The sequence below is a fragment of the Hymenobacter cellulosilyticus genome (assembly GCF_022919215.1).
GTDB lineage: Bacteria > Bacteroidota > Bacteroidia > Cytophagales > Hymenobacteraceae > Hymenobacter > Hymenobacter cellulosilyticus.
The window spans coordinates 1327080-1349525 of sequence record NZ_CP095046.1 but is presented as its reverse complement, the minus strand read 5'-3'; the positions used below and the strand labels follow the sequence as shown (position 1 = coordinate 1349525).

General features: G+C 59.9%; 20 protein-coding genes and 1 pseudogene. 11 read left to right on the top strand and 10 right to left on the bottom strand.

Translation table 11 applies throughout. From position 1 onward, the window contains the following. The first annotated feature begins 79 nt into the window (after positions 1–79). Together MUN79_RS31715 and MUN79_RS06660 are read left to right on the top strand one after the other, a co-directional pair. Positions 80–2513 (top strand): annotated as a pseudogene (locus MUN79_RS31715) (penicillin acylase family protein). A 52-nt stretch (positions 2514–2565) separates the two neighbouring features. After that, the gene (locus tag MUN79_RS06660; RefSeq protein WP_244676955.1) at positions 2566–2922 is read left to right on the top strand and encodes a hypothetical protein; all 357 of its coding nucleotides are present in this window, start codon (positions 2566–2568) and stop codon (positions 2920–2922) included. 84 nt (positions 2923–3006) lie between these two features. On the opposite strand, the gene MUN79_RS06655 is transcribed toward MUN79_RS06660, so the two are convergent. The 3 genes from MUN79_RS06655 to MUN79_RS06645 are packed head-to-tail and all read right to left on the bottom strand — an operon-like array spanning position 3007 to position 4228. Next, positions 3007–3246 (bottom strand): alpha/beta hydrolase family protein, encoded by a 240-nt coding sequence (locus tag MUN79_RS06655; protein WP_244676954.1) that lies wholly within the window; start codon positions 3244–3246, stop codon positions 3007–3009. Further along, complete coding sequence (locus tag MUN79_RS06650) at positions 3240–3977, bottom strand: alpha/beta hydrolase family protein (protein WP_244676953.1); 738 nt, start codon at positions 3975–3977, stop codon at positions 3240–3242. The genes MUN79_RS06655 and MUN79_RS06650 overlap by 7 nt, the downstream gene beginning before the upstream one ends. Positions 3978–3991: 14 nt before the next feature. After that, positions 3992–4228, bottom strand: coding sequence for a hypothetical protein (locus MUN79_RS06645; RefSeq protein ID WP_244676952.1), 237 nt, complete (start codon positions 4226–4228; stop codon positions 3992–3994). Between the two features lie 288 nt (positions 4229–4516). Here MUN79_RS06645 and MUN79_RS06640 point away from each other — a divergent pair, with 288 nt between their 5' ends. Further along, positions 4517–5554, top strand: coding sequence for a hypothetical protein (locus MUN79_RS06640; RefSeq protein ID WP_244676951.1), 1038 nt, complete (start codon positions 4517–4519; stop codon positions 5552–5554). Positions 5555–6118: 564 nt separating this feature from the next. On the opposite strand, the gene MUN79_RS06635 is transcribed toward MUN79_RS06640, so the two are convergent. The 5 genes from MUN79_RS06635 to MUN79_RS06620 form a co-directional block, all read right to left on the bottom strand. Then, positions 6119–7099: an MFS transporter gene (locus tag MUN79_RS06635; RefSeq protein ID WP_262923000.1), complete on the bottom strand. Its 981-nt coding sequence runs from the start codon at positions 7097–7099 to the stop codon at positions 6119–6121. Continuing rightward, a complete protein-coding gene (locus MUN79_RS29890; RefSeq protein WP_262922999.1) occupies positions 7063–7689 on the bottom strand; it encodes an MFS transporter in 627 nt (208 codons plus the stop codon). The genes MUN79_RS06635 and MUN79_RS29890 overlap by 37 nt, the downstream gene beginning before the upstream one ends. A gap of 93 nt (positions 7690–7782) precedes the next feature. After that, positions 7783–8886, bottom strand: a complete 1104-nt coding sequence (locus MUN79_RS06630) for an HlyD family secretion protein (RefSeq protein ID WP_244676950.1) — start codon at positions 8884–8886, stop codon at positions 7783–7785. 74 nt (positions 8887–8960) lie between these two features. Continuing rightward, positions 8961–9392: a universal stress protein gene (locus MUN79_RS06625; RefSeq protein WP_244676949.1), complete on the bottom strand. Its 432-nt coding sequence runs from the start codon at positions 9390–9392 to the stop codon at positions 8961–8963. Between the two features lie 107 nt (positions 9393–9499). Further along, positions 9500–10825: a TolC family protein gene (locus MUN79_RS06620; RefSeq protein ID WP_244676948.1), complete on the bottom strand. Its 1326-nt coding sequence runs from the start codon at positions 10823–10825 to the stop codon at positions 9500–9502. Positions 10826–11040: 215 nt separating this feature from the next. Here MUN79_RS06620 and MUN79_RS06615 point away from each other — a divergent pair, with 215 nt between their 5' ends. From MUN79_RS06615 to MUN79_RS06585, 7 genes are all read left to right on the top strand, one after another. Beyond that, complete coding sequence (locus tag MUN79_RS06615; RefSeq protein ID WP_244676947.1) at positions 11041–13134, top strand: sigma-54-dependent Fis family transcriptional regulator; 2094 nt, start codon at positions 11041–11043, stop codon at positions 13132–13134. Between the two features lie 157 nt (positions 13135–13291). Further along, entirely contained in the window at positions 13292–14623 is a 1332-nt protein-coding gene (locus MUN79_RS06610) for an AAA family ATPase (RefSeq protein ID WP_244676946.1), read from the top strand. Between the two features lie 15 nt (positions 14624–14638). After that, on the top strand, positions 14639–15670 hold the full coding sequence (locus MUN79_RS06605) for a 5-methylcytosine restriction system specificity protein McrC (protein WP_244676945.1): 1032 nt from the start codon (positions 14639–14641) through the stop codon (positions 15668–15670). 351 nt (positions 15671–16021) lie between these two features. Then, a complete protein-coding gene (locus MUN79_RS06600; protein ID WP_244676944.1) occupies positions 16022–17671 on the top strand; it encodes a TldD/PmbA family protein in 1650 nt (549 codons plus the stop codon). A gap of 66 nt (positions 17672–17737) precedes the next feature. Next, positions 17738–18115 carry a four helix bundle protein gene (locus MUN79_RS06595; protein WP_244676943.1) on the top strand — a complete coding sequence of 126 codons (378 nt, stop codon included), beginning with the start codon at positions 17738–17740 and terminating at the stop codon, positions 18113–18115. A 65-nt stretch (positions 18116–18180) separates the two neighbouring features. Continuing rightward, positions 18181–19515: a TldD/PmbA family protein gene (locus MUN79_RS06590; RefSeq protein ID WP_244676942.1), complete on the top strand. Its 1335-nt coding sequence runs from the start codon at positions 18181–18183 to the stop codon at positions 19513–19515. 193 nt (positions 19516–19708) lie between these two features. Next, positions 19709–20095 carry a hypothetical protein gene (locus MUN79_RS06585; protein ID WP_244676941.1) on the top strand — a complete coding sequence of 129 codons (387 nt, stop codon included), beginning with the start codon at positions 19709–19711 and terminating at the stop codon, positions 20093–20095. Positions 20096–20175: 80 nt separating this feature from the next. Here the strand turns inward: MUN79_RS06585 and MUN79_RS06580 are convergent, their stop codons facing one another. Next, positions 20176–20775, bottom strand: coding sequence for an outer membrane beta-barrel protein (locus tag MUN79_RS06580; RefSeq protein WP_244676940.1), 600 nt, complete (start codon positions 20773–20775; stop codon positions 20176–20178). A 66-nt stretch (positions 20776–20841) separates the two neighbouring features. Next, positions 20842–21474, bottom strand: a complete 633-nt coding sequence (locus MUN79_RS06575; protein ID WP_244676939.1) for a porin family protein — start codon at positions 21472–21474, stop codon at positions 20842–20844. A gap of 345 nt (positions 21475–21819) precedes the next feature. On the opposite strand from MUN79_RS06575, the gene MUN79_RS06570 reads away from it, so the two are divergent. Further along, the gene (locus MUN79_RS06570; RefSeq protein ID WP_244676938.1) at positions 21820–22443 is read left to right on the top strand and encodes a DUF4159 domain-containing protein; all 624 of its coding nucleotides are present in this window, start codon (positions 21820–21822) and stop codon (positions 22441–22443) included. Positions 22444–22446 lie beyond the last annotated feature (3 nt).

Here is a 22446-nt window from a genome sequence, read left to right as displayed (position 1 = left end):
TAACTAGTAATTATACTGGCCGCCTGGGTGCTCCCGGCGGCCAGTTCTCATTTTTAGCTACGCCCCGCCCACCCGGCCCATGAAGTGGATTAAAGCCTTTCTAGCTACTGCTATTGCCCTGGCCCTGACCTGGGTGCTGAACACCAAGCACGGCGACATTCCGCCCTTCGGCAAGTTTCTGAGCCCGTTTCAGGGCTTCTGGCGCAATGCTGAGCCCGCCAGTGGCTTTCCCTCTTCCCACACCCTGACGCTGCCCGGCCTGCAGCAGCCGGTGCAGGTGCGCTTTGATGATAAGCGCGTGCCTCACATCTTCGCCCAGAATGACCACGACCTGTACTTTGCCCAGGGCTACCTCACGGCCCAGGACCGGCTCTGGCAGATGGATTTCGTGACCCACGTGGCAGCCGGGCGGCTGTCGGAAATTGTGGGGCCGGCCCGGCTCGAAACCGACCGGTTCTTCCGCCGCATGGGTCTGAAGTTCGGGGCCGAGAAGTCGACGGCGGCTATGCTGGCCGACCTCACGACCCGCACGGTACTCACGGCTTACTCCGACGGTATCAATGCCTACATCCAGAGCCTGAGCCCGCGCGACTACCCGTTCGAGTACAAGCTGCTGGACTACGCCCCGAGGCTTGGGCCCCGATAAAAAGCTCATTGCTGCTCAAGTACATGGCCTTCGACCTGAGTGGCCGCTCCGACGATATGCGTCTGTCCAACGCCCTGAACAAGTACGGTCCGGCGGTGGTGAAAGACCTGTTTCCCGATTACCCGCAGCGCGAAGACCCGATTGTGCCGGTTGGTACGCCACTCGATTTCAAGCCCTTGCCGGCTCCGGCTACGCCGCCTTCCTTCACGGCGGCCATGTCGGATAAGGTCCAGCGCAATGAGCCCGACCCAGAGCTGGGCTCCAACAATTTCGCCGTGGACGGCAAAAAGTCGGCCTCGGGCTTCCCGATTCTGGCCAACGACCCGCACTTGCAGCTCAACCTGCCCAGCATTTGGTACCAGGTACAACTCTCAGCCCCGGGGTAAATGTGTACGGCGTCACGATTCCGGGCGCCCCCACGGTGATTATCGGGTTCAACAACGAGGTGGCCTGGGGCGTGACCAACGTGGCCGCCGACGTGCTCGACTTCTACCAGCTCAAGTTTAAGGATGCTTCCCAGCGCGAGTATTGGCACGACGGGCGCTGGAAACCGGTGCGCCGGGAGGTGGAGCACATTGTGGTGCGCGGTCAGCCCGACCGGTACGATACGGTGCTCTACACCCACCACGGCCCCATCGTGTACGACAAGGATGAAAAGAGTTTTCTGACCGAAACACCCACCCGGCACGCCATGCGCTGGACGGCCCACGACGCCGACAACGAGGTGTTGGCCTTTTATAAGCTGAACCGGGCTAAGAACTACCAGGACTACACTGCCGCCCTGACCAGCTACGGCTCACCGGCCCAGAACTTCATTTTCGCCAGCAGCCAGAACGACATTGCCATCTGGCCCAACGGGCGGTTTCCGCTGAAGTGGCGCAACCAGGGCAAGTTCATTCTCGACGGCACCGACCCGGCCTACGACTGGCAGGGCTGGATTCCGCAGGCCCAGAATCCGCACGTGAAAAACCCGGCCCGGGGCTTCGTCAGCTCGGCCAACCAGTTTTCGGCCGGCCCCGACTACCCCTACTACCTCAACTGGCAGTACGCCAGCTACGAGCGGGGGCACCGCATCAATGAGCGGCTGGCCAGCATGAGCCGCGTAACACCCGACAGCCTGCGCCTGCTCCAAAACGACAACCTCAACCTGAACGCCCAGCTGATGCTGCCCCGGATGCTGAGCCTGGTACAATCCGGGCAGTTGCCGGCAGCCGAGCGCCGGGTGTACGACGAGCTCAGCCGCTGGAACTACTTCTACGAGGCCGACGCCATCGGGCCCAGCATCTTCGAGCTGTGGTACGCCAACCTGGTGAAGCGGCTCTGGGATGATGATTTCGGGCTGAAAGCTACCGGCCTGGAAATGCGCAACCCCAGCCGGGACCGGACCAATACGCTGCTGCTGCAGGAGCCCACCTCCCGCTGGATTGATGACCGGCGCACCCCGGCCAAAGAAACCCTGGAAACCCTGGCGCTGCAGTCTTTGCAGTTTGCCACCGACTCGCTCACCCGCAAGTTTGGCGCCCTGGGCAACGACTGGCGCTGGGCCAACCAGAAAAGCACCGACATTCTGCACCTGGCCCAACTCCCCGGCTTCGGCCGCATGGATCTGAACGTGGGCGGCGGAGCTGGCATCGTGAATGCCACCTCCCAGCGCAACGGCCCGTCGTGGCGGATGGTGGTGGCCCTGGGCCCGCAGGTGCAGGCGTATGGTGTGTACCCCGGCGGGCAGTCGGGCAACCCGGGCTCAGCCTACTACGAGAACCTGATTGACACCTGGAGCGCCGGGCAACTCACTGAGCTGGTTTTTTTGCGCACCGCCGACGAAAAGCACCCGCGGGTGCAGGCCGCCTGGACGCTGCAGAAGTAACTTATATCTTCTATCTTACCCCAATTGTTTACCATTTTAACCATTACTTGGTATGCGTTTATTTCTAGTAATCTTCGTTGTATGCGCCGTAGCGCAATTTTTTCTTCCCTGGTGGATTGTCACGCCCATTTGCTTTGCCGCCGCTTTCCTGCTACCGGCGCCCGGCGGCCGGGCGTTTATGGCGGGCTTCAACGGAGTGGGCATGGGCTGGTTTATGCTGGCCGTGTGGTTCAACGTCAAGAATGAAGGCATCCTGGCCGACCGGGTTGCTCAACTGCTCCCGCTCGGCGGCAACGGCTGGGCCGTAGTCATCCTGGCGGCCGTGCTCAGCGGTTTGGTCGGTGGATTGGCCGCCCTGGCTGGTTCCTGGACGCGGCAGGCCCTGACTCCTACACCTACCGTGCAATAACGCTAATGCCGCCCCTAACAAAACAGCGCCACTTCCCAGCCGGGAAGTGGCGCTGTTTTGTTAGGGGCGGCGCTTTACGACTCTTTAGTAATACTGCGAAATGAAGGCAAAGGCCTGCAGCGTATAGTTGGGCGCCGAGGAGAAGTGGTTGCCCCCTGCAATGGGCCGCAGCGTAACCTGGGTGGCGCCACGGGCTTTCATAGCGTTGTAGGCATCCTGGGAGTTGAAGAACGGCACGTAGTCGTCGGCGGTGCCGTGAAACAAAGCCAGCGGAGCCTTTGGCTGCCAGTCGTAGATGTCGTTGTCGCGGAAGGCGGCTAGCATCGGCTGGTCAGTTTTTTCCAGAATGCCCTGGCGGAACTTGGCCGTAAACAGCTCCTGGCGCGGCTGGGCACTTCGCCGTAGAGGTTGGTTTGGAGCTGGGTGGCCCAGGGCTCGTTCACGTAGTAGTTGATGGGCCGGTTCAGGCCATAGGTGCGGTTGTAAGTATCCAGCACCCACACGTAGGTGCTCAGGAAGTTCAGCGGCTCGTTCGACTTCAGGATGTAGTCGGCAAAGGCAGTTTTGTGGTAGGCACCCGCGCCGGGCGCACTGGCCGTGACGGTAAACTCGGTGGCGGCTTTTTCCTCAATCAGCTTGTGCAGGGCCAGGGTGGCGTAACCGCCTTCAGAGTAACCCAACAGGAAGTTTTTGCTGTTGAGCGCCACCTTTTCCTTGGCCGCAAACTCGCGGGCGGCCCGCAGCATATCCAGGGAAGCCGAGGCCAGGGAAGCGGCGTGCTCGTACGGGTGCGGCAAGTTTTTGGAAGCGCCGTAGCCAATGTAGTCAGGAGCCGACACGATGTAGCCCGTGGAAGCCAGCACTGACACGGCCGAGTATACCTCACTGCTCGTGGTGTAGTAAGAAGGGGCACGGCCTTCGTCGTCGGGTCGGATGGTGCCGTGCTGGTAGCTCAGCAGCGGCATGGCCTGGGTGCTCACCGGCACCAGCAGGGCCCCGGAGGCCGTGATGCTTTTGCCGCTGTTGTCGAGGGTCGTATAGGTTAGCCGGTACACCCGAATCGGGTACTTTACCAGGGCCCTACCAGCGGGATATCCTTGACGCGCCCGGCCAGCACGGCAGGCGAGTATTCCCCGATCAGCGTGCTGCTGACCAAATGAGGGGCAGCGGCCGGGGTTGTTTCGGGAGCCGCGGCCTGCGGGGTGGCGGCATCTTTGGTGCAGCTCAGGCCGGAAGCCGTGCTTACACCGGCCCATAGCAGAAACGCCAGGCGAGCTAAACGAAAGTTAACTTTCTTAAGAATCACGTTGGAAGGATACGGTTGATTTGCCTTTGCATAACACCATGTCCTTTAAAAGATTTCATTCCGACGGCACGAAAATGAAGACTATTTACACCTGCCGCAGGAAGACTCAAAAATATGTTTATCCCGCGTCTTAATCCGTTATTCGGCCCGCTGGAACTGCTATTTGCATAGTCTGTGGGCTGCTGCCTAAGTAGACTTGGTGGAGCATTCTGCATTTCTTTCGGGCGGGTTCCCTGCAAAAAGCCGTAACTTGCTGACCAGTCTTGCCTTCAACGTTACCTTGCTTCAGTGTCGCCCACGTCTTCTTCTACCCGCTTTTCCCGCCCATTTCTACCAGCCCTGGGCCTGATGTTCACTTTGGCTTTTGCCAGCTGCGGCACCCGCTCCGACGGGGAAACAGCCGACACCAAGGCCACCGCAGAAGTGCCTACCAAGCCCGTTGTAATCGACAGCGCAGCCCTGAAAAAGCAGGCTATGCTGCGCGACTCGCTCAAGGCCGACTCCATCGTACGAAAAAGCGGGCAGCTGCCGGGCGCCATTCTGCCGGGTAAGCGCATCGTGGCTTTCTATGGCAACATCCGCTCGAAAGGCATGGGTATTCTGGGCCGGGAGCCCAAGGAGCAGATGTTCCGCAAGTTTGAAGGCGTGCTGAAGGAATGGCAGGCCGCCGACCCCAGCATTCCGGTGCAGGCCGCCCTGCACAACGTCACCATCACGGCCCAGGGCACGCCCGGCAAGGACGGCAAATGGCGTCTGATGAACTCCAAGGCCACCATTGAGGAAGTAATTTCCTGGGCCCGGGAGCATAACTGCATCCTGTTTCTGGACGTGCAGCCCGGCCACAGCACCCTGGAAGCCGAACTGCCCAAACTCACTGAGTACCTCAAGCAGCCCGACATTCACCTCGGCATCGACCCCGAATTCTCGCTCTCGACCATGCCCGGCGTGCGTCCCAACCAGAAAATTGGTACCCTCGACGCCAAGGACATCAACTTTACCATCAACTTCCTGGCCCGCATCGTGAGCGAAAACAAGCTCCCGCCCAAGGTTCTGACGGTGCACCGCTTCACCCGGAAAATGGTAACCAACTACAAAAACATCAAGCTCGACCCGCGCGTGCAGGTGGTGATGCACATGGACGGCCACGGCGAGCCGACCCTGAAAAAGGACTCCTACCACGACTACATCCAGACCGAGCCCGTGCAGTACACCGGCTTCAAGCTGTTCTACGAGTACGACGCCCGCCCCAAGCCCCACCACATCATGACCCCCACCGAGGTCCTGACCCAGCTTACCCCAAAGCCTCTCTACATTCAGTACCAATAGTGGTGAAATTGTGAGCTAGTGAAGTGGTGAGTTGTCAACCCGGCGCTTGCTCTTTCCTAATCGTATAGCAAAGCCCCGTCGTGACGCACGACGGGGCTTCGTTTTTAGGTCGACTCAGGGTTTTAGTGCCGTTCCAATAAGATCAAAATGCCTCCCGAGTACTCGGGAGAGGCTTACGGATTTCAGGTAGCCGGGCCCGAGTACTCAGGGAGTACTTGCGCGAATCGTGCACCCCACCCCGAGTACTCAGGAGGGCCTTTTATAATTCGAAAAGCCCACGCCGAGTACTCGGGAAACATTTTTGAAGTTTGGAAAGCCTGTCCCGAGTACTCGGAGGCATTTTTGCAATTCATGCAGCTCCTCCCGAGTTGCCCGGAGGCCTTTCTAGCCTTCGAGTAGCGCTTGCCCACAAGTCGACAGGCAGTTTTCTAACGCGCGCAGCTCCACTGTCCTTGACAACAGACTCTCCCGAAAAAGCAAAAGGCAGCCGCGCTAAGCACGACTGCCTTTTATAAGCTGAGTAAGCGTTGCCAGAACGACACTCACCATTTCACCATCTCACCGCTAGTGAGCGGCATTTAGGTCAATGGCTTCACCGCCCTTGGCACGCTTGATAAACAGCACCAGCGGCAGGCAGACCACGAAAAACAGGCCAATCATGGAGAACACCTGAGAGTAGGTAATAATGGAAACCTGCTTCATCAGAATGCCTTCCAGGGCTGCATAAGCCTGCTTCTGGGCTTGCTCAAAGGAGAAGCCGCGCGACATAAAGTTGGCCGTGAATGCCTGAATGCGCTGCACCGTGTTGGTGTCGTAGAGCGAGATATGAGCCAGCGGGCTGATGCGGTTCTGGGCAATGCTACGCTCTAGGTAGGTACCCACGATGGCTACTCCGAACGAGCCGCCGAGCTGGCGAATCATACCGGTGAGACCGGCCGCCTGGCCTGCGTCCTTGCCCTTCAGACCAGCCAGACTCATGGTCGTGATGGGCAGGAAGATCAGGCCCATACCCAGGCCGCGCACCATCAAAGGCCAGAAGAAGTCTTCCTCACCGGCGGTGGGCGAAATGATTTTGGCCATCCAGAAGGTGAAGACGAAGAAGATAGAGAAGCCCACCGGAATCATGTATTTCTGGGGCACGCCGGCCTGCAGCATCTTGCCGATGATGGGCATCATCATGCCCGAAGCCAAGGCACCAGGCAGCAGGATATAGCCCGTTTGGGCCGCGCTAAAGCCCAAAATGCGCTGGGTGAAAATCGGGAAGATGAACACCGAGGCAAACATGCCGAAGCCCAGCACGAACGAGAGCACCGCGCCGACGGCCAGGTTGCGGCTCTTGCCCAGCACCCGCAGATCCACGATGGGCTGCGCGGCCGTGAGTTCCCGCCACACAAAACCCACCATTCCAATGATAGCCAAGGCCGTAAAGCTGTTGATATAGGCGCTTTCAAACCAGTCTTCGGTTTCGCCCTGCTCCAGTACCAGCTGCAAGGAGCCCACGCCCAGAATCAGCAGAAAAATGCCGGCCCAGTCAATTTCCCGCAACGGCCGCGGAATGGCATTCTTGATCCGCTCGGGTCCCGGATAAACAGGATGGTAAAGATGGAGGCCATTACGCCTACGGGCACGTTGACGTAGAAAATCCAGGGCCAGTCGTAGTTATCCACGATGTAGCCGCCCAGCGTTGGGCCGATGGTAGGGCCAATGATAACACCCATGCCAAACAAGGCCTGACCCAGCGGAAGCTGCTTGGGCGGAAAGGTATCAATCAAGATGGCCTGCGAAGTAGCCATCAACGCGCCGCCCCCGATGCCCTGAATGAAGCGGAAAGCCACCAGCTCCCAGATGTTGGTGCTCTGGCCGCAGGCAATGGAAGCCAGCGTGAAGATTACCACCGACACAAAGTAGTAGTTGCGGCGGCCGAATTGCTCAGCCAAAAAGCCCGTCATGGGAATCACAATAACGTTGGCAATGCCATAGGAGGCAATTACCCAGGTTACTTCCTGCTGGGTAGCTGAGAGGTTGCCCATCATTTGGGTCAAAGCCACGTTCACGATACTCGTGTCGATAAGCTCCAGCAAACAGCAGAGTACCACCGTAATAACGATGATCCACTTGGTAAATCCGGTTTCCAATGTTGTAGTACTTAAGGTTTAAAATACTGGGGCTTAGTGCGGGCAGGATCATCACCGATGACCGTGCGCCCACCCTAAGCCCCCGTACTAAACTTATTTTACCTTTACCGTGGCCGTCACGCTCATACCGGCGCGCAGCGGGTGCTCGGGGTCAGCTTTGTCGAGCACGATTTTCACGGGTACGCGCTGGGTTACTTTCACGAAGTTACCGGAGGCGTTGTCGGGGGGCAGCAGGGCAAAACGGGCGCCGGTAGCAGCCGACAGCGACTCGATGTGGCCCACAAACTCCTCGTTGGGGTATGCATCCACTTCAACCGTCACGGGCTGGTTTACCTTCATGTTTTCCAGCTGGGTTTCCTTGAAATTGGCAATAACCCAGGTTTTCTCGGAAGCTACCAGGCCCATGAGTTGCTGGCCAGGGCTTACAATCTGGCCGGGCTGCACGTTCTTCTTGCTTACTACTCCGTTGGCCGGGGCCGTGATGGTGGTGTAGCTCAGCTGCAGCTTGGCGTTGTCGAGGTCGGCCTGACGCTGCTTCACCACGGCCTGGGCTACGGCTACCTGCTGCTGGGCGGCGGCCACCTGCTGGCGGGCTACCTGCACCTGCTGCTGCGCCGTGGCGCGCTGGGCGCTGGTCGACTTCAGGTTGGCCTGCACCGCGTCGTATTCGCTCTGCGGAATGATGTCTTCCTTACGCAGGAAGGCGCTGCGCTTCAAGTCTTTTTCGAGGCGGGAGCGGTTGGCGTCACTCACCCCGATGGTAGCCTGGGCGGTGCTTACGTTGGCCGAGGCCGTGCCGACGCCGGCACGGGCAGCCGTTACGTTGGCCTGAGCAGCGGCCAGGGCGGCCTCCGCGGCATTTACGCGCTGCTGGTAGTCAGCCGCGTCGAGAATGGCCAGGACGTCACCCTTTTTCACGGGCTGGTTGTCTTCCACCTTTACTTCCAGCACGGGGCCAGCTACGCGGGGCAGAATTGGGTATACGTCGCCTTCCACCTGGGCGTCGTCGGTTTCCTCGTGGGCCTGGCCGAACTGGTAGCGCTGATAGCCAAAATATCCGCCAACGAGCAATACCAGCGCTAGAATAATAAAGATGAAAGGGCGCTTCGAGCGGCCTTCCTGCTCTTCCGGCTCATACACTGGAGCTGAAGTCTGGTGAGGTGCCGTGGCCTGATCTTGTTGAACGGGAGTTGCCATGGAAATGGGTCAGTAAGTAGTTGTTCGTTTTGTTGTGTGTAAGCTGGAAAGCCGGCCTGGGCGCGGCCGTTCCGTTAGGCAGACTTCCGGAATTCACCGGTGCTCTGCGCGTTGACGAGCAGTGTAGCGCACGGAGCCGTGCGTACCACGGCCTCGGCGGTGCTGCCCATCAGAAAGCGGGTCAGCCCGGTTTGGCCGTGTGCTCCTATTACGATTAAATCAGCGGCGTGGCGACGGGCCGCCGCCACGATTTCAGGGGCGGCTTCTCCGCGCAACAGGCTGGTAGTCACGTGGGCACCCAGCTGCTCGGCCGCGGCCCGGTGGTGGGCCATCTGGGAAGCCAGGGCCAGGTCCGAGCTGTCGGTAGCCAGGGCCGGCTGTGGCTGCAGCACGTGCAGGAGCCGCAGCTCGGCCTTCGCTCCCGCCGCCAAGGTGGCCGCATACGCCACCAATGACGCCGTAGCCACCGAGAAGTCAATCGGGCAAAAAATGAGCGAGAGAGTCATACGAGGTGAAATTGTGAGATGGTGAAATGGTGAGTTTGAGGTTTTGGTGGTGCAGTTAGTGCCGCTTGCACGACAACTCACCAGTTCACCAATTCACCACCTCACCGTTACCAAATCTGCTCGCCGGTGGCGCGCTTGAGCTGGTACTGACCCAGGGTGTAGTTATAAATAGCCTGCAGGCGGGCCAGGCGGGCCTGAGCCAGGGAGGTCTCAGCATCCAGCACGTCGAGATTGGTGCCTACGTCGTAGCGGTAGCGGGCCTTGGCACGGGTCAGGGCGTCGGTAGCCTGGGCAATCTGCACCTGGGCGTTTTCGTAGCGCGCCGTGCTCGACTGCAGGTTGTTGGCGGCCTGCCGCACGTCGGCCCGGATCTGCTCCTGGGTGTCCTGAATGCGCGACTGCGCTCCGCGGATGTTTGCCAGAGCTTCCACGCGCTGGTTTTTGTTGCGGTTACCGTCGTAGATGGGCACGTTCAGCTGCACCACGCCCACGGTGTTGGGCCGGATTTTATTAAGCTCGGGCTGGTAGCCGTTCTTGGCGCCTACCTGGCCACCGATGCCCAGCACCGGCATGTTGCTGCGCTCAATAAGCTTCAGGTTGAGGTTGGCGCTTTGCTCGGCGTCGCGGGCCAGCTTTACCTCGGGGCGGTTTTCTACGGCTTGGTTCAAGGCCGCATTCACGTCCACCGCCTGGGGGTTGTAGGTGAAAGCGCCGCGCACGGGCACGTTCGTATACTCGGGCTTGTGGAGCAGGCGGGCCAGCTGCACCTGCTGGTTCTGGAGCTGATTTTCCAGGTCGATGCGGGTGTTTTGGGCCTGGGTGATGCGCACCTGCGTGGTCGTCACGTCAAACTTGGTGCTGACGCCGCCTTCCACTCGCTTTTCCATTTCGCGCTGGTGCTGGCGCAGGGAGGCAATCTGGGCGTCCTGCACCTTGATGCTCTCGCGCACGAACAGGATGTTGTAGTACACCTGCGCCGCCGAGTAAGCCAGGTCGCGCTTAGTCACGTTGATGTTGTCAACGGCCGTAATGCGGCGGCTTTCGGCCAGGTTGTAAGTGGCGTCCTTCTTGCCGAAGTCCAGCAGCCCGTATTGCAGGGTGATGTGGGCGTCGTAGTTGTTGTTGGGCTGAAACTGGAAGGCGGGCGCGTCGGGCGCTATCTGCAGCTTCACCACCGGGTCGATGCGGGTATAGGTGGCCGTGCCCGTTACTTGGGGCAGAAAACCGCCCCGGCTCTGGGTTACCCGGCTGGTAGCCGCGTTTACTTCTTCTTCGAGGGTCGTAATAGCGGGGTTGGCATCCAGCACCGCCCGGATAGTACCATCTAAGGCCAGAGAATCAGCGATAATCGGCCCTTGTGCGTGGGCCGTGCCGGCTACCGAGGCTAGCCCAAGGGCTAAAAGCGGAGCAGCAAATGTTGGTCGGGAAAGCATCGGAATACAGCTTGTTGGTGCCCGCCCTTTACCTAACCGTGTGCCAACCGATTAAAACCGCATTAATTTTCCTTAAAAACGGCCTTATACGCGTAGAATCAACGATTATTTTTTTGCTGCGTTACGGCAGAAACTATCTTTCCCCTATTCTGTTATCCTCATATATCAGGAAATCCTAAAACTAAGTCCTGCTATTTCAGGAAAATCTTACTGTTATGCCAAACCAGGATGAGTCCTTATTGCTGTATCTGAACGAGGCTATTGCTACTACCCGCAGTAAGGAAAAGCTGTTTCAGATTGTCACGGAAAAGCTTCGGTTGATTTTCCCGTTCGACATGATTGCCGTAGTGACCCTAGATGCTGGCCATCAGTTCAAGCGCCTGTTTATGCGCGACTATATGGGCGACGTGCCGCCCTACGCCGAGCAGATGGCTCAGCCTACGCCGGTACCCGGGTCACCCACCGAGCTGTTTGTGCGCGACCCCCGGGTACAGGTAGTCGACATCCGGGAGATTACGCCCAACTACCCGGAGTTTATGCCATTCTTGCTGATGCAGCAGCGCGGCATAATCTACTCCACGTTTGTGCCCCTGCGTACCGGCGGGCAGCTTATCGGCTTGCTCTCGATGGCGGCCCGGCGCCGGCCTGAATTTACCCCCGAAGACTTTACGCTGCTCGAAAAGATTGGGAGCCTAGTGGCCGTGGCCGTCAGCAATACCATGGCCTACGAGGAAGTAGCCCGGCGCGAGCGGGAAAAGTCTTTGCAGCTGACGGTGAACAACGCTCTGCTCAGCCGCAAAGACCGGGCAGCTCTGTTTCTGACTGTAGCCGAGGAAATTGACCGGATTGTGGCCATCGACTACTTCGGCGTCCGGATTCGGCGGCCGGCTACGGGCACCCAGGGCTTCGTGGAATTTTCAAAGCAGCCCGACGGTACGTTTCTGCTCCTGGATGAAAGCCGCTGGGAAGGTGTGCCCGAGCGGGAGCAGATGCAAGCCGAAATCATTGGGGCCTTTACGGAGCCGGTTATGTTTACTGGGCCCGAGTTTGAGCTGGCCGCCCGCCGCTACCGCATGCTGCAGTATGCCATGGAAAAGAACGGCACCCGCTCGATGCTGGGCGTGCCACTCTGGAACAAGGCCGAACATGCTGCCGCCCTTGTACTAGCCGCCCGCCGCCCCGACGCCTTCACCGCCGACGACCTGGCTTTGGTAATGAGCCTGGCCCCGCAAATCACGCTGGCCATGCAAAACCTGTACGCCTTCGAGCAGATTGAGGCGTTGCGGGCCCAGCTGGAGCGGGAAAAAACTTACCTCATCGACGAAATCAACACCACGGCCAAGTTCGAGGATTTTGTGGGCCAGAGCGCCATCATGCAGCAGGTTCAGACCCGCATTGCCCAGGTAGCGCCCACTGATACGACGGTGCTGATTACGGGCGAAACCGGTACCGGCAAGGAGCTGGTGGCCCGGGCGTTGCACAACCTTTCTCCGCGTAAGGAACGGGCCCTGATTAAGCTCAACTGCGCTGCCTTGCCCGCTCAGCTGATTGAATCCGAGCTGTTTGGGCACGAGAAAGGCGCCTTTACCGGGGCTCACGACCGGCGCATCGGCAAGTTTGAGCTGGCCGACGGCGGCACCATTTTCCTGGATGAAGTGGGCGAGCTGCCGCTCGACTTGCAGGCCAAGCTGCTGCGCGTGCTCCAGGAAAAGGAGTTTGAGCGCATCGGGGGCCGGCGCGTGATTCACACCGACGTGCGAGTCATTGCGGCTACCAACCGGGTGCTGGAAGACGAAGTAGCCGCTGGCCGATTCCGCGCCGATTTGTATTACCGCCTCAACGTGTTTCCCATCCGGCTGCCGGCGCTGCGGGAGCGGCCCGAGGATATTGAGCCGCTGATGCGCCACTTTCTGGAGCGGTTTACTAAGCAAATGGGCAAGCCCGTGCGCGGCCTGCGCGAGCGGGACCTGCGGGCCATGCAGCAGTACGGCTGGCCGGGCAACGTGCGGGAGCTGGAACACGTGCTCGAACAGTCCGTCATCGTGAGTCAGGGGCCGTTTCTGGAATTTGCGGGCTTCTCGGCCGCCGCGGCCCAGGCCGGCCCGTCGTTGTCGTTTCTAGAGCAGAACCAGCCGCTGAAGACCCTCAAAGAGCAGGAGCGTGACCATATTCTGGCCGCCCTGAAGCGTACCGGCGGGCGGGTCAGCGGGCCCAACGGAGCCGCCGCTATCCTGGATATCAATGCTAAGACCCTGGAAGCCCGGATGAAGAAGCTCGGCATTCGGCGCGAGCACCAGGTGACAGAATAAGCCGCTGTAGCAGCCAGTAGCGCGAACTTTGTAGTTCGCGTGGCCCGCGCCGTTAGGTCGTTCAGGCACGCGAACTACAAAGTTCGCGCTACTGACTGCACTACTAGGCGGGTCATGCGAAGCCCAACTACCGAACCCGGCGTGCTTTGTTGGCGTTTTGCGTGTACTTTCCGACCTGATGCCCGACTCCGCCGCTTCGTTTACGCCCGCCCAGCTTACCCGCGACCATATCTTGCGGGCTTTGCGCCAGATTGACCGGGAAAGTCAGCCCCTGCCGCCCAGCACGGTCTACGACCTGGTGTATAAGGGCCGGCGCTACCCACCGCGGCCGGTGCTGCAGCTGGCGTTTCGGCTAGCTAGCGGACAGTCTGATGCTTCGCTGCCGCTGCTGGCCGGTACGCCTACCAATACCCTGCTGGAGCGCCTCGACTTCACGGTCACGACCAAGCGGCCCATCCTGGCCAACTCGCCCCACGACGGCGACGTGGCGGCCCAGGAAGCTATGCAGGAGCTGTACACTGGCAACGGTCGGGACTCGGCGCCAGCTACACCAGCTGCGGAACCGGCTCCGGCCGCGGCTGAGCCCCTGGTGCCTTACGAGTTGCCGCCGGCCCTGCCTTACGAACGGGAACAGGCCCTGCGGGAGCTGTTTATTTCGGCTGAAATGCTGGACCAGGCTCAGGCAGCGCTGCAGCGGCGGCGCAACCTGATTCTGCAGGGCCCGCCGGGCACGGGCAAAACGTTTCTGGCCCGCCGCCTGGCCTGGCTGGGGCTGGGCCGCACCGACGCGGCCCGCATTGAGCTGGTGCAGTTTCACCCCAGCTTTAGCTACGAAGACTTTATCCAGGGCTTCCGGCCCGACGCCGAAGGCACGTTTCGCCTGACCCCGGGCGTGCTGCTCGACATCTGCCAGCGGGCGGCCCAAGAGCCCGACCGACCGTATTTCCTGCTGATTGACGAAATAAACCGGGGCAACGTGAGCCGGATTTTTGGTGAACTGCTGCTATTGCTCGAAGCCGATAAGCGCGGCCCCCAGCACGCCGTGCGCCTGCCCTACGCTCCAGCCGAAACGGCGCGGTTTTTCGTGCCCGACAACCTCTTCGTCATCGGCACGATGAACACCGCCGACCGGTCGTTGGCCCCCCTGGATTACGCCCTGCGCCGCCGCTTTGCGTTTCTGACTCTGCAACCCGAGTTTGGGGCCCCGCTGCAGGAATTTCTGGCGAGCCAGCAGGTACCGTCGGCCGTGATTAGCCGCCTGATAAGCCGCCTGACCGAGCTGAACCAGACCATAACCGACGACCCCGAGCTAGGCCCCGACTTTCAGCTGGGGCACAGCTACTTTTGCCAGCCGCCGACAGACCCCGCGGAAGCGCCAACCTGGCTTTCGGCCATTCTGACCCAGGAAATTGCGCCCTTGCTCGAGGAATACTGGCTCGACCAGCCTACGCAGGCCGCTGCCTACCGCAAAAAGCTGCTGCGGCCCTGAGGCGGCTCATCCGGCATGATTCCGATTCACAACCTGTACTACCTGCTTTGCTACGCCTGGAACCGCCTGCCGGAGCGCGAGGAGCTGCAGGCCATCACGGCGGCCCCGTTTCACAAGCCGCTGGAGCTCCTCACCCAGGTGTTGCTCACCGGCACGCGCCGCCTGCTACGCCAGGGGCTGGAGCTGGCCTACGTAGAGCGGGAAGAGCAATTGCCGGAGCTGCGGGGCCGTTTGCTGCTGGCTCCCAGTCTGAGCCGGGACCTGCTGCGGCGGGGCCGGGCCGTGTGCGCCTACGATGAGCTGAGCCCCGATACGGCCTTCAACCAGGTGCTACTGGGCGTGCTCGAGCAGCTTGGCCGCACGCGCAGTCTGCCCGCCAGCCTGCGCCAGGAGGTGCGGGCCGTGCGGCGGCGGTTTCCGGCCAGCATTCATCCGGTAGCCTGTACCTTACTTACGCTGCGCCGGGTACGGCGCCTGCGCCTGAGCGGCCGGGAAACGTTCCTGCTTAACATCTGCACCTTGATTCACCACAGCGCCCTGCCTACGGCTGATGCCGCGGGCCGCACCCGGTTTCGGGATTTCCGGCGCGACGAGCGGCTGATGGCCCAGCTGTTTGAGGCCTTCGTGCGCAACTTCTACCGCCACGAGCAGCGCCGCTACCGGGTGCTGTCCGAAACCATTGCTTGGCAGGCCGAGGCTGAGCAAGCCACCGATATGGCCCTGCTGCCGGTGATGATAACTGACACGACCCTCGAAGCGCCGGACCGCAAGATCATCCTCGACACGAAGTATTACAAAGCGGCTCTGCGCCCGCGCTACGACCAGCAGAAGCTGATTTCGCCCCACCTCTACCAGCTCTACGCCTACCTGCAGAACCAGCCCACCGCCCAGGGCCAGCAGTTGGAAGGCATCCTGCTTTACCCCGCCGCCAAGCACGAGCTGGCCGCCCGCTACACCCTCGGTGGCCACCCCATCCGCGTGGTTACCATCGACCTGAACCAGCCCTGGCCCGGCATTGCCGCCGATTTGCTGGCCTTGATTCAGTGAATGAGTGAGTTAAAAAGCGTGTCATTGCGAGCAACGCGAAGCAATCAGTCCTCTGAAATGTGCTGAGTTGCCTGAAGTAAAAAGCCCTGACGTTGCGCTAACGCCAGGGCTTTCTGGTAAAAGGTCAGGTCGTACTGCGCAGAGGACGGATGGCCGCGGCTGCGCCTCGCAATGACACATCTTGTGTATTAGCACATCAGCACATTCCTCCACATTCGCACATTACCTTCCCCCGCTTCACCTTTTCTTCATTTCATGCAGCCCCGCCGCGTTGGTTTGGTCTATTGCAATTGAAATTCCCCGCTTTTCTGCTTAAACTGCCTTCCCTACTTCTATTTAAAACTCTACCCCTTGAAACGACGCGACTTTGTCGGGCTGACCAGCTTAGCGGCCGGCGCCCTGTTCCTGCCCAGTTTCCCCGGTTTCGGTGGCTCCCCGGTTGACCCCGAGCGGCTGCTGGAAGGCGTGGACCCCGCCCTGAAAAAGCGGCTGGCCGACGTGGCCCTAAACGCGGCCAAATCGGCGGGCGCCACCTACGCCGACGTGCGGATTGGGCGCTACCTGAACCAAAGCATTTTCACCCGCGAAAAGCAGGTGCAGAACATTGCCAGCGCCGAGAGCTTCGGCGCCGGCGTACGGGTGCTAGCCAACGGCACCTGGGGCTTCGCGGCCACCAACACCGTAACGGAAGCTGGCCTGGCCAAAGCCGCCCAGCTAGCCGTGCAGATTGCCAAGGCAAACTCTAAAGTGCAGAAGGAGAAGGTGAACCTGGCCCCGCAGAAAGGCTACGGCGAGGTAAGCTGGAAAACCCCGATTGTACAGAACTCCTTCGAGGTCCCGATTGCCCAGAAAGTGGAGCTGCTGCTGGCCGCCAACGCCAAAGCCCTCGACAACGGCGCCAACTTCGTCAACTCGGCCCTGTTCCAGATCAACGAGCAGAAGTACTTTGCCAGCACCGACGGGTCTTACATCGACCAAGATGTGCACCGCATCTGGCCCACGATAGGCGTAACGGCTGTGGACCGCACCACCGGCAAATTCCGCACCCGGGAGGGCCTGAGCGCCCCCATGGGCCTGGGCTACGAGTACATGGTGCCCAAGGCGGCCGATAAGATTGCCGGCCCCAGCGGCACGGGCCTGATTGGCTACAAAAACAGCTACGACATTCTGGAAGATGCGGCCCTGGCTGCGCAGCAGGCCAAAGGCAAGCTCACGGCCAAGTCGGTGACGCCGGGCAAGTACGACATCGTGCTCGACCCCAACCACCTGGGCCTGACCATCCACGAAAGCATCGGGCACGCCACCGAGCTGGACCGCGTGCTGGGCTACGAGGCCAACTACGCCGGTACTTCTTTCGCCACCCTGGAGTGGAAAAAGCAGAACAAGCCCTATGGCTCGAAGCTGGTCAACATCATTGCCGACAAAACCCAGCCCGGCTCCCTCGGCGCGGTGGGCTACGACGACGAAGGCGTCAAAACCAAGCAGTGGGACATCATCAAGGAAGGCATGCTGGTGGACTACCAGAAAATCCGGGACCAGGCGGCCATTGTAGGCCAGAATGAGTCGGATGGCTGCTGCTACGCCCAGTCGTGGCAGGATGTGCAGTTCCAGCGCATGGCCAACATCAGCCTCAAGCCCGGCACCCAGAAGATGAGCGTCGACGACATGATTAAGAACGTGGACAAGGGCATCTACATTGCCGGCCGCGGCTCGTTCTCCATCGACCAGCAGCGCTACAACTTCCAGTTTGGCGGCACGGTGTACTACGCCATTGAGAAAGGCAAAATTGCCGGCATGCTCGAGGACGTAGCCTACCAGGCCAACACTCAGGAATTCTGGAACAGCTGCTCGGCCATCTGCGACGAGTCGGACTACCGCCTGTTCGGTTCCTTCTTCGACGGCAAAGGCCAGCCGCCCCAGGTGTCGGCCGTGAGCCACGGCTCGGCTACCACCCGCTTCAACGGCGTCAACATCATCAATACGGCCCGTAAAATCGGGTAGGTTTTAAATGTGCTCAGGTGCTAATGTGAATAATGTGCTTTTTTCGGCCAGTTGGGTAGAGGAGTAATGAAGGCAGATCCGGCAGTGCCCGACAACCCTATCGTCCGCATCTCCTTTGACTTCGCCCTACAGGTACTGGCCTATGTTCAGGAGTTGGAGCAGGTCAGGCGCTTCGTTATTGCGCAACAGTTCTTACGCAGTGGTACTTCTATCGGAGCCAACGTGCGCGAAGCTCAGCACGCCGAAAGCCGGGCTGACTTTGTGCACAAGTGCAAGGTGGCAGCCAAGGAAGCAGCCGAAACGGAGTACTGGCTACTGCTTTGCAAGCACGCTCCCTCCTATCCCGAACCGCCGACTACTTTGTTTACTACACTGTTAGATATTCAACGCCTACTGTCGCGAATCATCAGCAGCAGCAAAGCCAACGGGACAAGTCCAACCTGAGAAGCACATTATTCCCTATCAGCATTAGCACATCAGCACATTCCCACATCAGCACATTAACCAACATGGCAATACTATCTAAAGACGAGGCTCAGACCATCCTGAAAAAGGTGCTGGGTTTTAGCACGGCCAATGAGTGCGAGGCCACGCTAACCGGGCAGATCGGCGGCAACGTCCGCTCGGCCCGCAACGCCATCAGCACTGCTGGCGCCGTCGAAAACGTGCAGCTTATCGTTGAGTCCCGGTTTGGCAAGCGCAGCGGCGTAGCCAGCTGCAACGAGTTTGACGACGCGACCCTGCGTCGCTGCGTGCAGCGGGCCGAGGAAATCGCCAAGCTGGCCCCCGAAAGCCCCGAGTACATGCCCCTGTTGGGCCCTCAGCAGTACCTCGACGGCTCCAAGGCCTTTGCCCAGAACACGGCCAACATCACGCCCGACTACCGTGCCCAGCAAACCGCGGCCAGCCTGCAACTCTGCGAGAAGCGCAAGCTTTCCTCGGCCGGCTTCCTGACCGACAGCGCCACCTTCGTGGCCAAGCGCAACAGCAAGGGACTGGAAGCCTACCAGGCTGGTACCAACCTGGAGTATTCCGTAACGGTGCGCACGCCCGACGGCACCGGCTCGGGCTACGCCACGGCCGACTACAACGACATCAGCAAGTTTGATGCGGGCCGTCTGACCCAGATTGCGGCCGACAAAGCTTCCGGCTCGATGAACGCCAAGGCCATTGAGCCCGGCAAGTATACCGTGATTCTGGAGCCCGCCGCCCTGGTAGCCAACACCGACGCCTCCCTGCTGCAGGCCCTGATGAGCGCCATGGACGCCCGCTCGGCCGACGAAGGCCGCAGCTTCCTGAGCAAGAAAGGCGGCGGCAACAAGAAAGGCGAAAAGCTGTTCGACGAGCGGGTAACCATCTACTCCGACCCGACCAGCCTCGACATTCCCGACCGGATATTCGCCAACGACGGCCGCCCGCAGAAGAAGGTGACCTGGATTGAGAAGGGCGTGGTGAAAAACCTGTACACTTCGCGCTTCTGGGCTCAGAAAGCCGGTATTCCCGACATTCCCCCGCCCGGCGGCTGGATTATGGAAGGCGGCACCCAGAGCGTGCCAGACATGATTAAGGGCACGGCCAAGGGCATTTTGGTAACCCGCCTGTGGTACATCCGCCCCGTCGATCCGCAGACCCTGCTCTACACCGGCCTGACCCGCGACGGAACTTTCTACATCGAGAACGGCAAAATCAAGCACCCGGTGAAAAACTTCCGCTTCAACGAAAGCCCCATCATCATGCTCAACAACCTGGAAGCCATTGGTAAACCCCAGCGCGTGGGCGGCAACATGGTGCCCCCGCTGAAGATTCGGGACTTCACCTTCACCAGCCTCTCCGACGCCGTGTAAGCACTCGGCAGGCTGCATTCGAAGCACCAAGAAAACCGTCTGGATTACCCAGGCGGTTTTCTTGTGCACTAGTCATATGCATAGCCCGTCCGATCTAGCAATTTTTCGGGAACGAGTTGCAACCATCCAGCCCGGCTCCTTACTCTTCCAGGCAGTAGGTCCCGATTGTTTCATCTCCTTCCTCCCCTGCTCTATGCGTCTATTTCGTACTCCTCTATGCCACGCTGCGGCACTGCTAGCTCTGGTTGACCTTAACGCCTGCTCCGAGAAAACGGAAGTTTCGCCCGAGCAAGTCAGCTGCGGCACGCAAGCCACGGTGCGCCTCTGCCCGGGCTATACCATGATGTGCCTCACTGAGCATACCACCCTGGAGCTGGCCGATGGCACGCGGCTGCACCCCAGGGGTCCGCTCTGGTCGGCTTACTTACCCAAGCAGGTCGGGGGGCAGGTGCTAAGCATTGGCTATCGGCTTAGTCGGCCAGAAGGAATACCGGAAGAAGGCGTTGTGTATTCGGAAATAACTTGCCTGAAACCCGTGGACCGCCGTGGCACTACTGCCCCATCTGCCGGTAATAGGTAAGCTTAGCAGCCTGTATTCCACAGAAAAGCCCCGTATTCCGGGCGGAATACGGGGCTTTTTTTCGAGCTTAGTGACTAACGTTACTTCTTGCCAAACAAATAGCCTACCGAGCCCTGAATAACCCGGTTGTGCAGGCCACCAAAGCCTAGCCGGTTCCGCAGGGCGCGCTCGGCTTCGTCGTTGTTGATGTCGGACAAGCCATAGTTCAGGCGCAGGTCTACTACAAACCCGCTCGGCGTTTCGACCCCGATGCCGCCTACTACGCCGCCTTCCACTGATTTGTAGGTGCCTTTGCTGGAGCCCAGCAGCAAGCCCAATTGTGGTCCTACGTTCACGTAGAACATGCCGCCGATGTACTGGCGCAACAGCACGGGCACGTTCAGATAATAGATTTTGTACGCCTCGGTAGTGCCGTTGGAGCGCTCCAAGTCGGCGCCCTGCCCGCTGACGAGGGCTTCGAGCTGCAGGGTGAAGTGCTGCTTGGTGGGGGCCAGTCGCAACACGGGCCCGGCCACGAAGTCCGTGCGGAATTTCGAGGTGGCATTGATGGCTCCATCGAGGGTAGCTACCGAAAGGCCCGCTTTCAGGCCGAGTTTGGTGCCTTCCCCCGATTGGGCGGCGGCCGGCAGGGTCACAAAACCCAGCGCGCATAGGCTTAATTGAAGTACGTTCTTGGTCATATAGCGAGAAATAAAACGCGGTAAAGCACGACTATTCCTCCCGGCAAACCAAGCCCGCCTACCTACTTAGTCACCGTCGGGCAGCTGGAAGCTGGCGTACACCTGAAACACCCGATTCTTGAGCTCCGGGTCGTTCACGCCCTGCACCGACTTGAGGTTGTTGATGTTGTTGAGGCCGGCGTTGAAACGAGCCCCCACGGCAAAGCCCAGGGGCAGCTTCACGCCCGCACCCACGGCAAAGCCCAGGTCAAACTTCTTGTAGTCGTTCCAGGAGCTACGGTCGTTGCTGGCAATGACGGCGCCGTTGTTGCCGTCCTGGCTGATAACCATCACGCCATCTTCCCGGGCCTTGAGCAGAAAGCCCACCTGCGGGCCCGCCTCGGCATACACCGGCCCGATTTCCACCTTGGCCAGCACCGGCAGGTTGAGGTAGTGCAGCTTGGAGCGGTAGTTTACCAAGTCCGACTTCCGCTCGGTGCCCTGCAGGGAGTAAAGCAGCTCGGGCTGAATGGACAGAACTGGATCCAGCACCTGCATTTCGTAGAAAATACCGGCGTGGTAGGAAGTCTGGTAGGTGGCATTGGTGCCCACGGTGCCCTGGAGCACGGCCGCGTTGATGCCGCCTTTCACGCCGAGCTGGGCGTGGGCTGGAACCCAGAATAAGACGCTAAAAAAAAGTAAAGCCGCAATTCGTTTCATAGCAGTAGGAGTGAAAAAGAGTGAGTTGGTAACGGTAAGAGCCTTAACGGCGGTCTTACCCCTATTCGTACGCACATTTTTTTAGAAAGCTGCGGCTGAGGCTGATCCGGCTAGCTGTTTAAGCCCCGGTACCTGAAGCAGCAGGCCGGTGCGTAACTCATCGGAAGCTGTTTACACGTAGTTGCTCCTGCGCAGTTGTGGACAAGCAACTTCTACTTGGAAACTGCTGCGGATAGGTTTGGAACAGGCCGCCGCGTACTTTCGGCGGGGCGCCAAGCCACCTTGGGATGGGTCCGGTGTCTTTGCCCCGTTGTCTTTTTGCCGCTTCGCCTTTCTTACCGCAGCATGCCCGTTCCGTTTACCTTCGTGCGCCTTCAGTACCGCTCCGGCGACTGGGACGGCGTGGACGAAAGAATGCCTGCTAATCTGCTGCATTCTCTGATTCAGTACACCACAGTACCCGTCAATCAGAAGGAAAAAGCCGTGGCCCTGGACAGCCCCGACATCTTCAACTACCCCTTCTGCTACCTCTCGGGCCACCGGCTGGTGCAGTTTTCGGCCCAGGAGAAAAAGAACTTCATTCAGTACGTGCGCAACGGCGGCTTCGTGTTCGTCGATGATTGCAACCACGACATCGACGGGCTGTTTGCGCGCTCCTTCGAGGAGCAGATGCGGCAGTGCTTCGGGGCCGGGGCGTTGAAGAAGATTGCCAAGAACCACCCCATCTACTCGCAGTTTTTCAAGTTTCCAGAAGGCCCGCCGCCCACTTCCTTCGAACTCAACGGCTGGGGCGACGACCTGGTGCACGACTACCTCAAGGGCATCGAAATCGACGGGAAGCTGCGGGTGCTGTACTCCAACAAGGACTACGGCTGCGAGTGGGACTACGACTTCCGCAACAAGCGCTTCCTGGCCGAAGACAACACCAAGTTCGGGGTAAACATTCTGCTCTACGCCCTGACGGCGTAACTC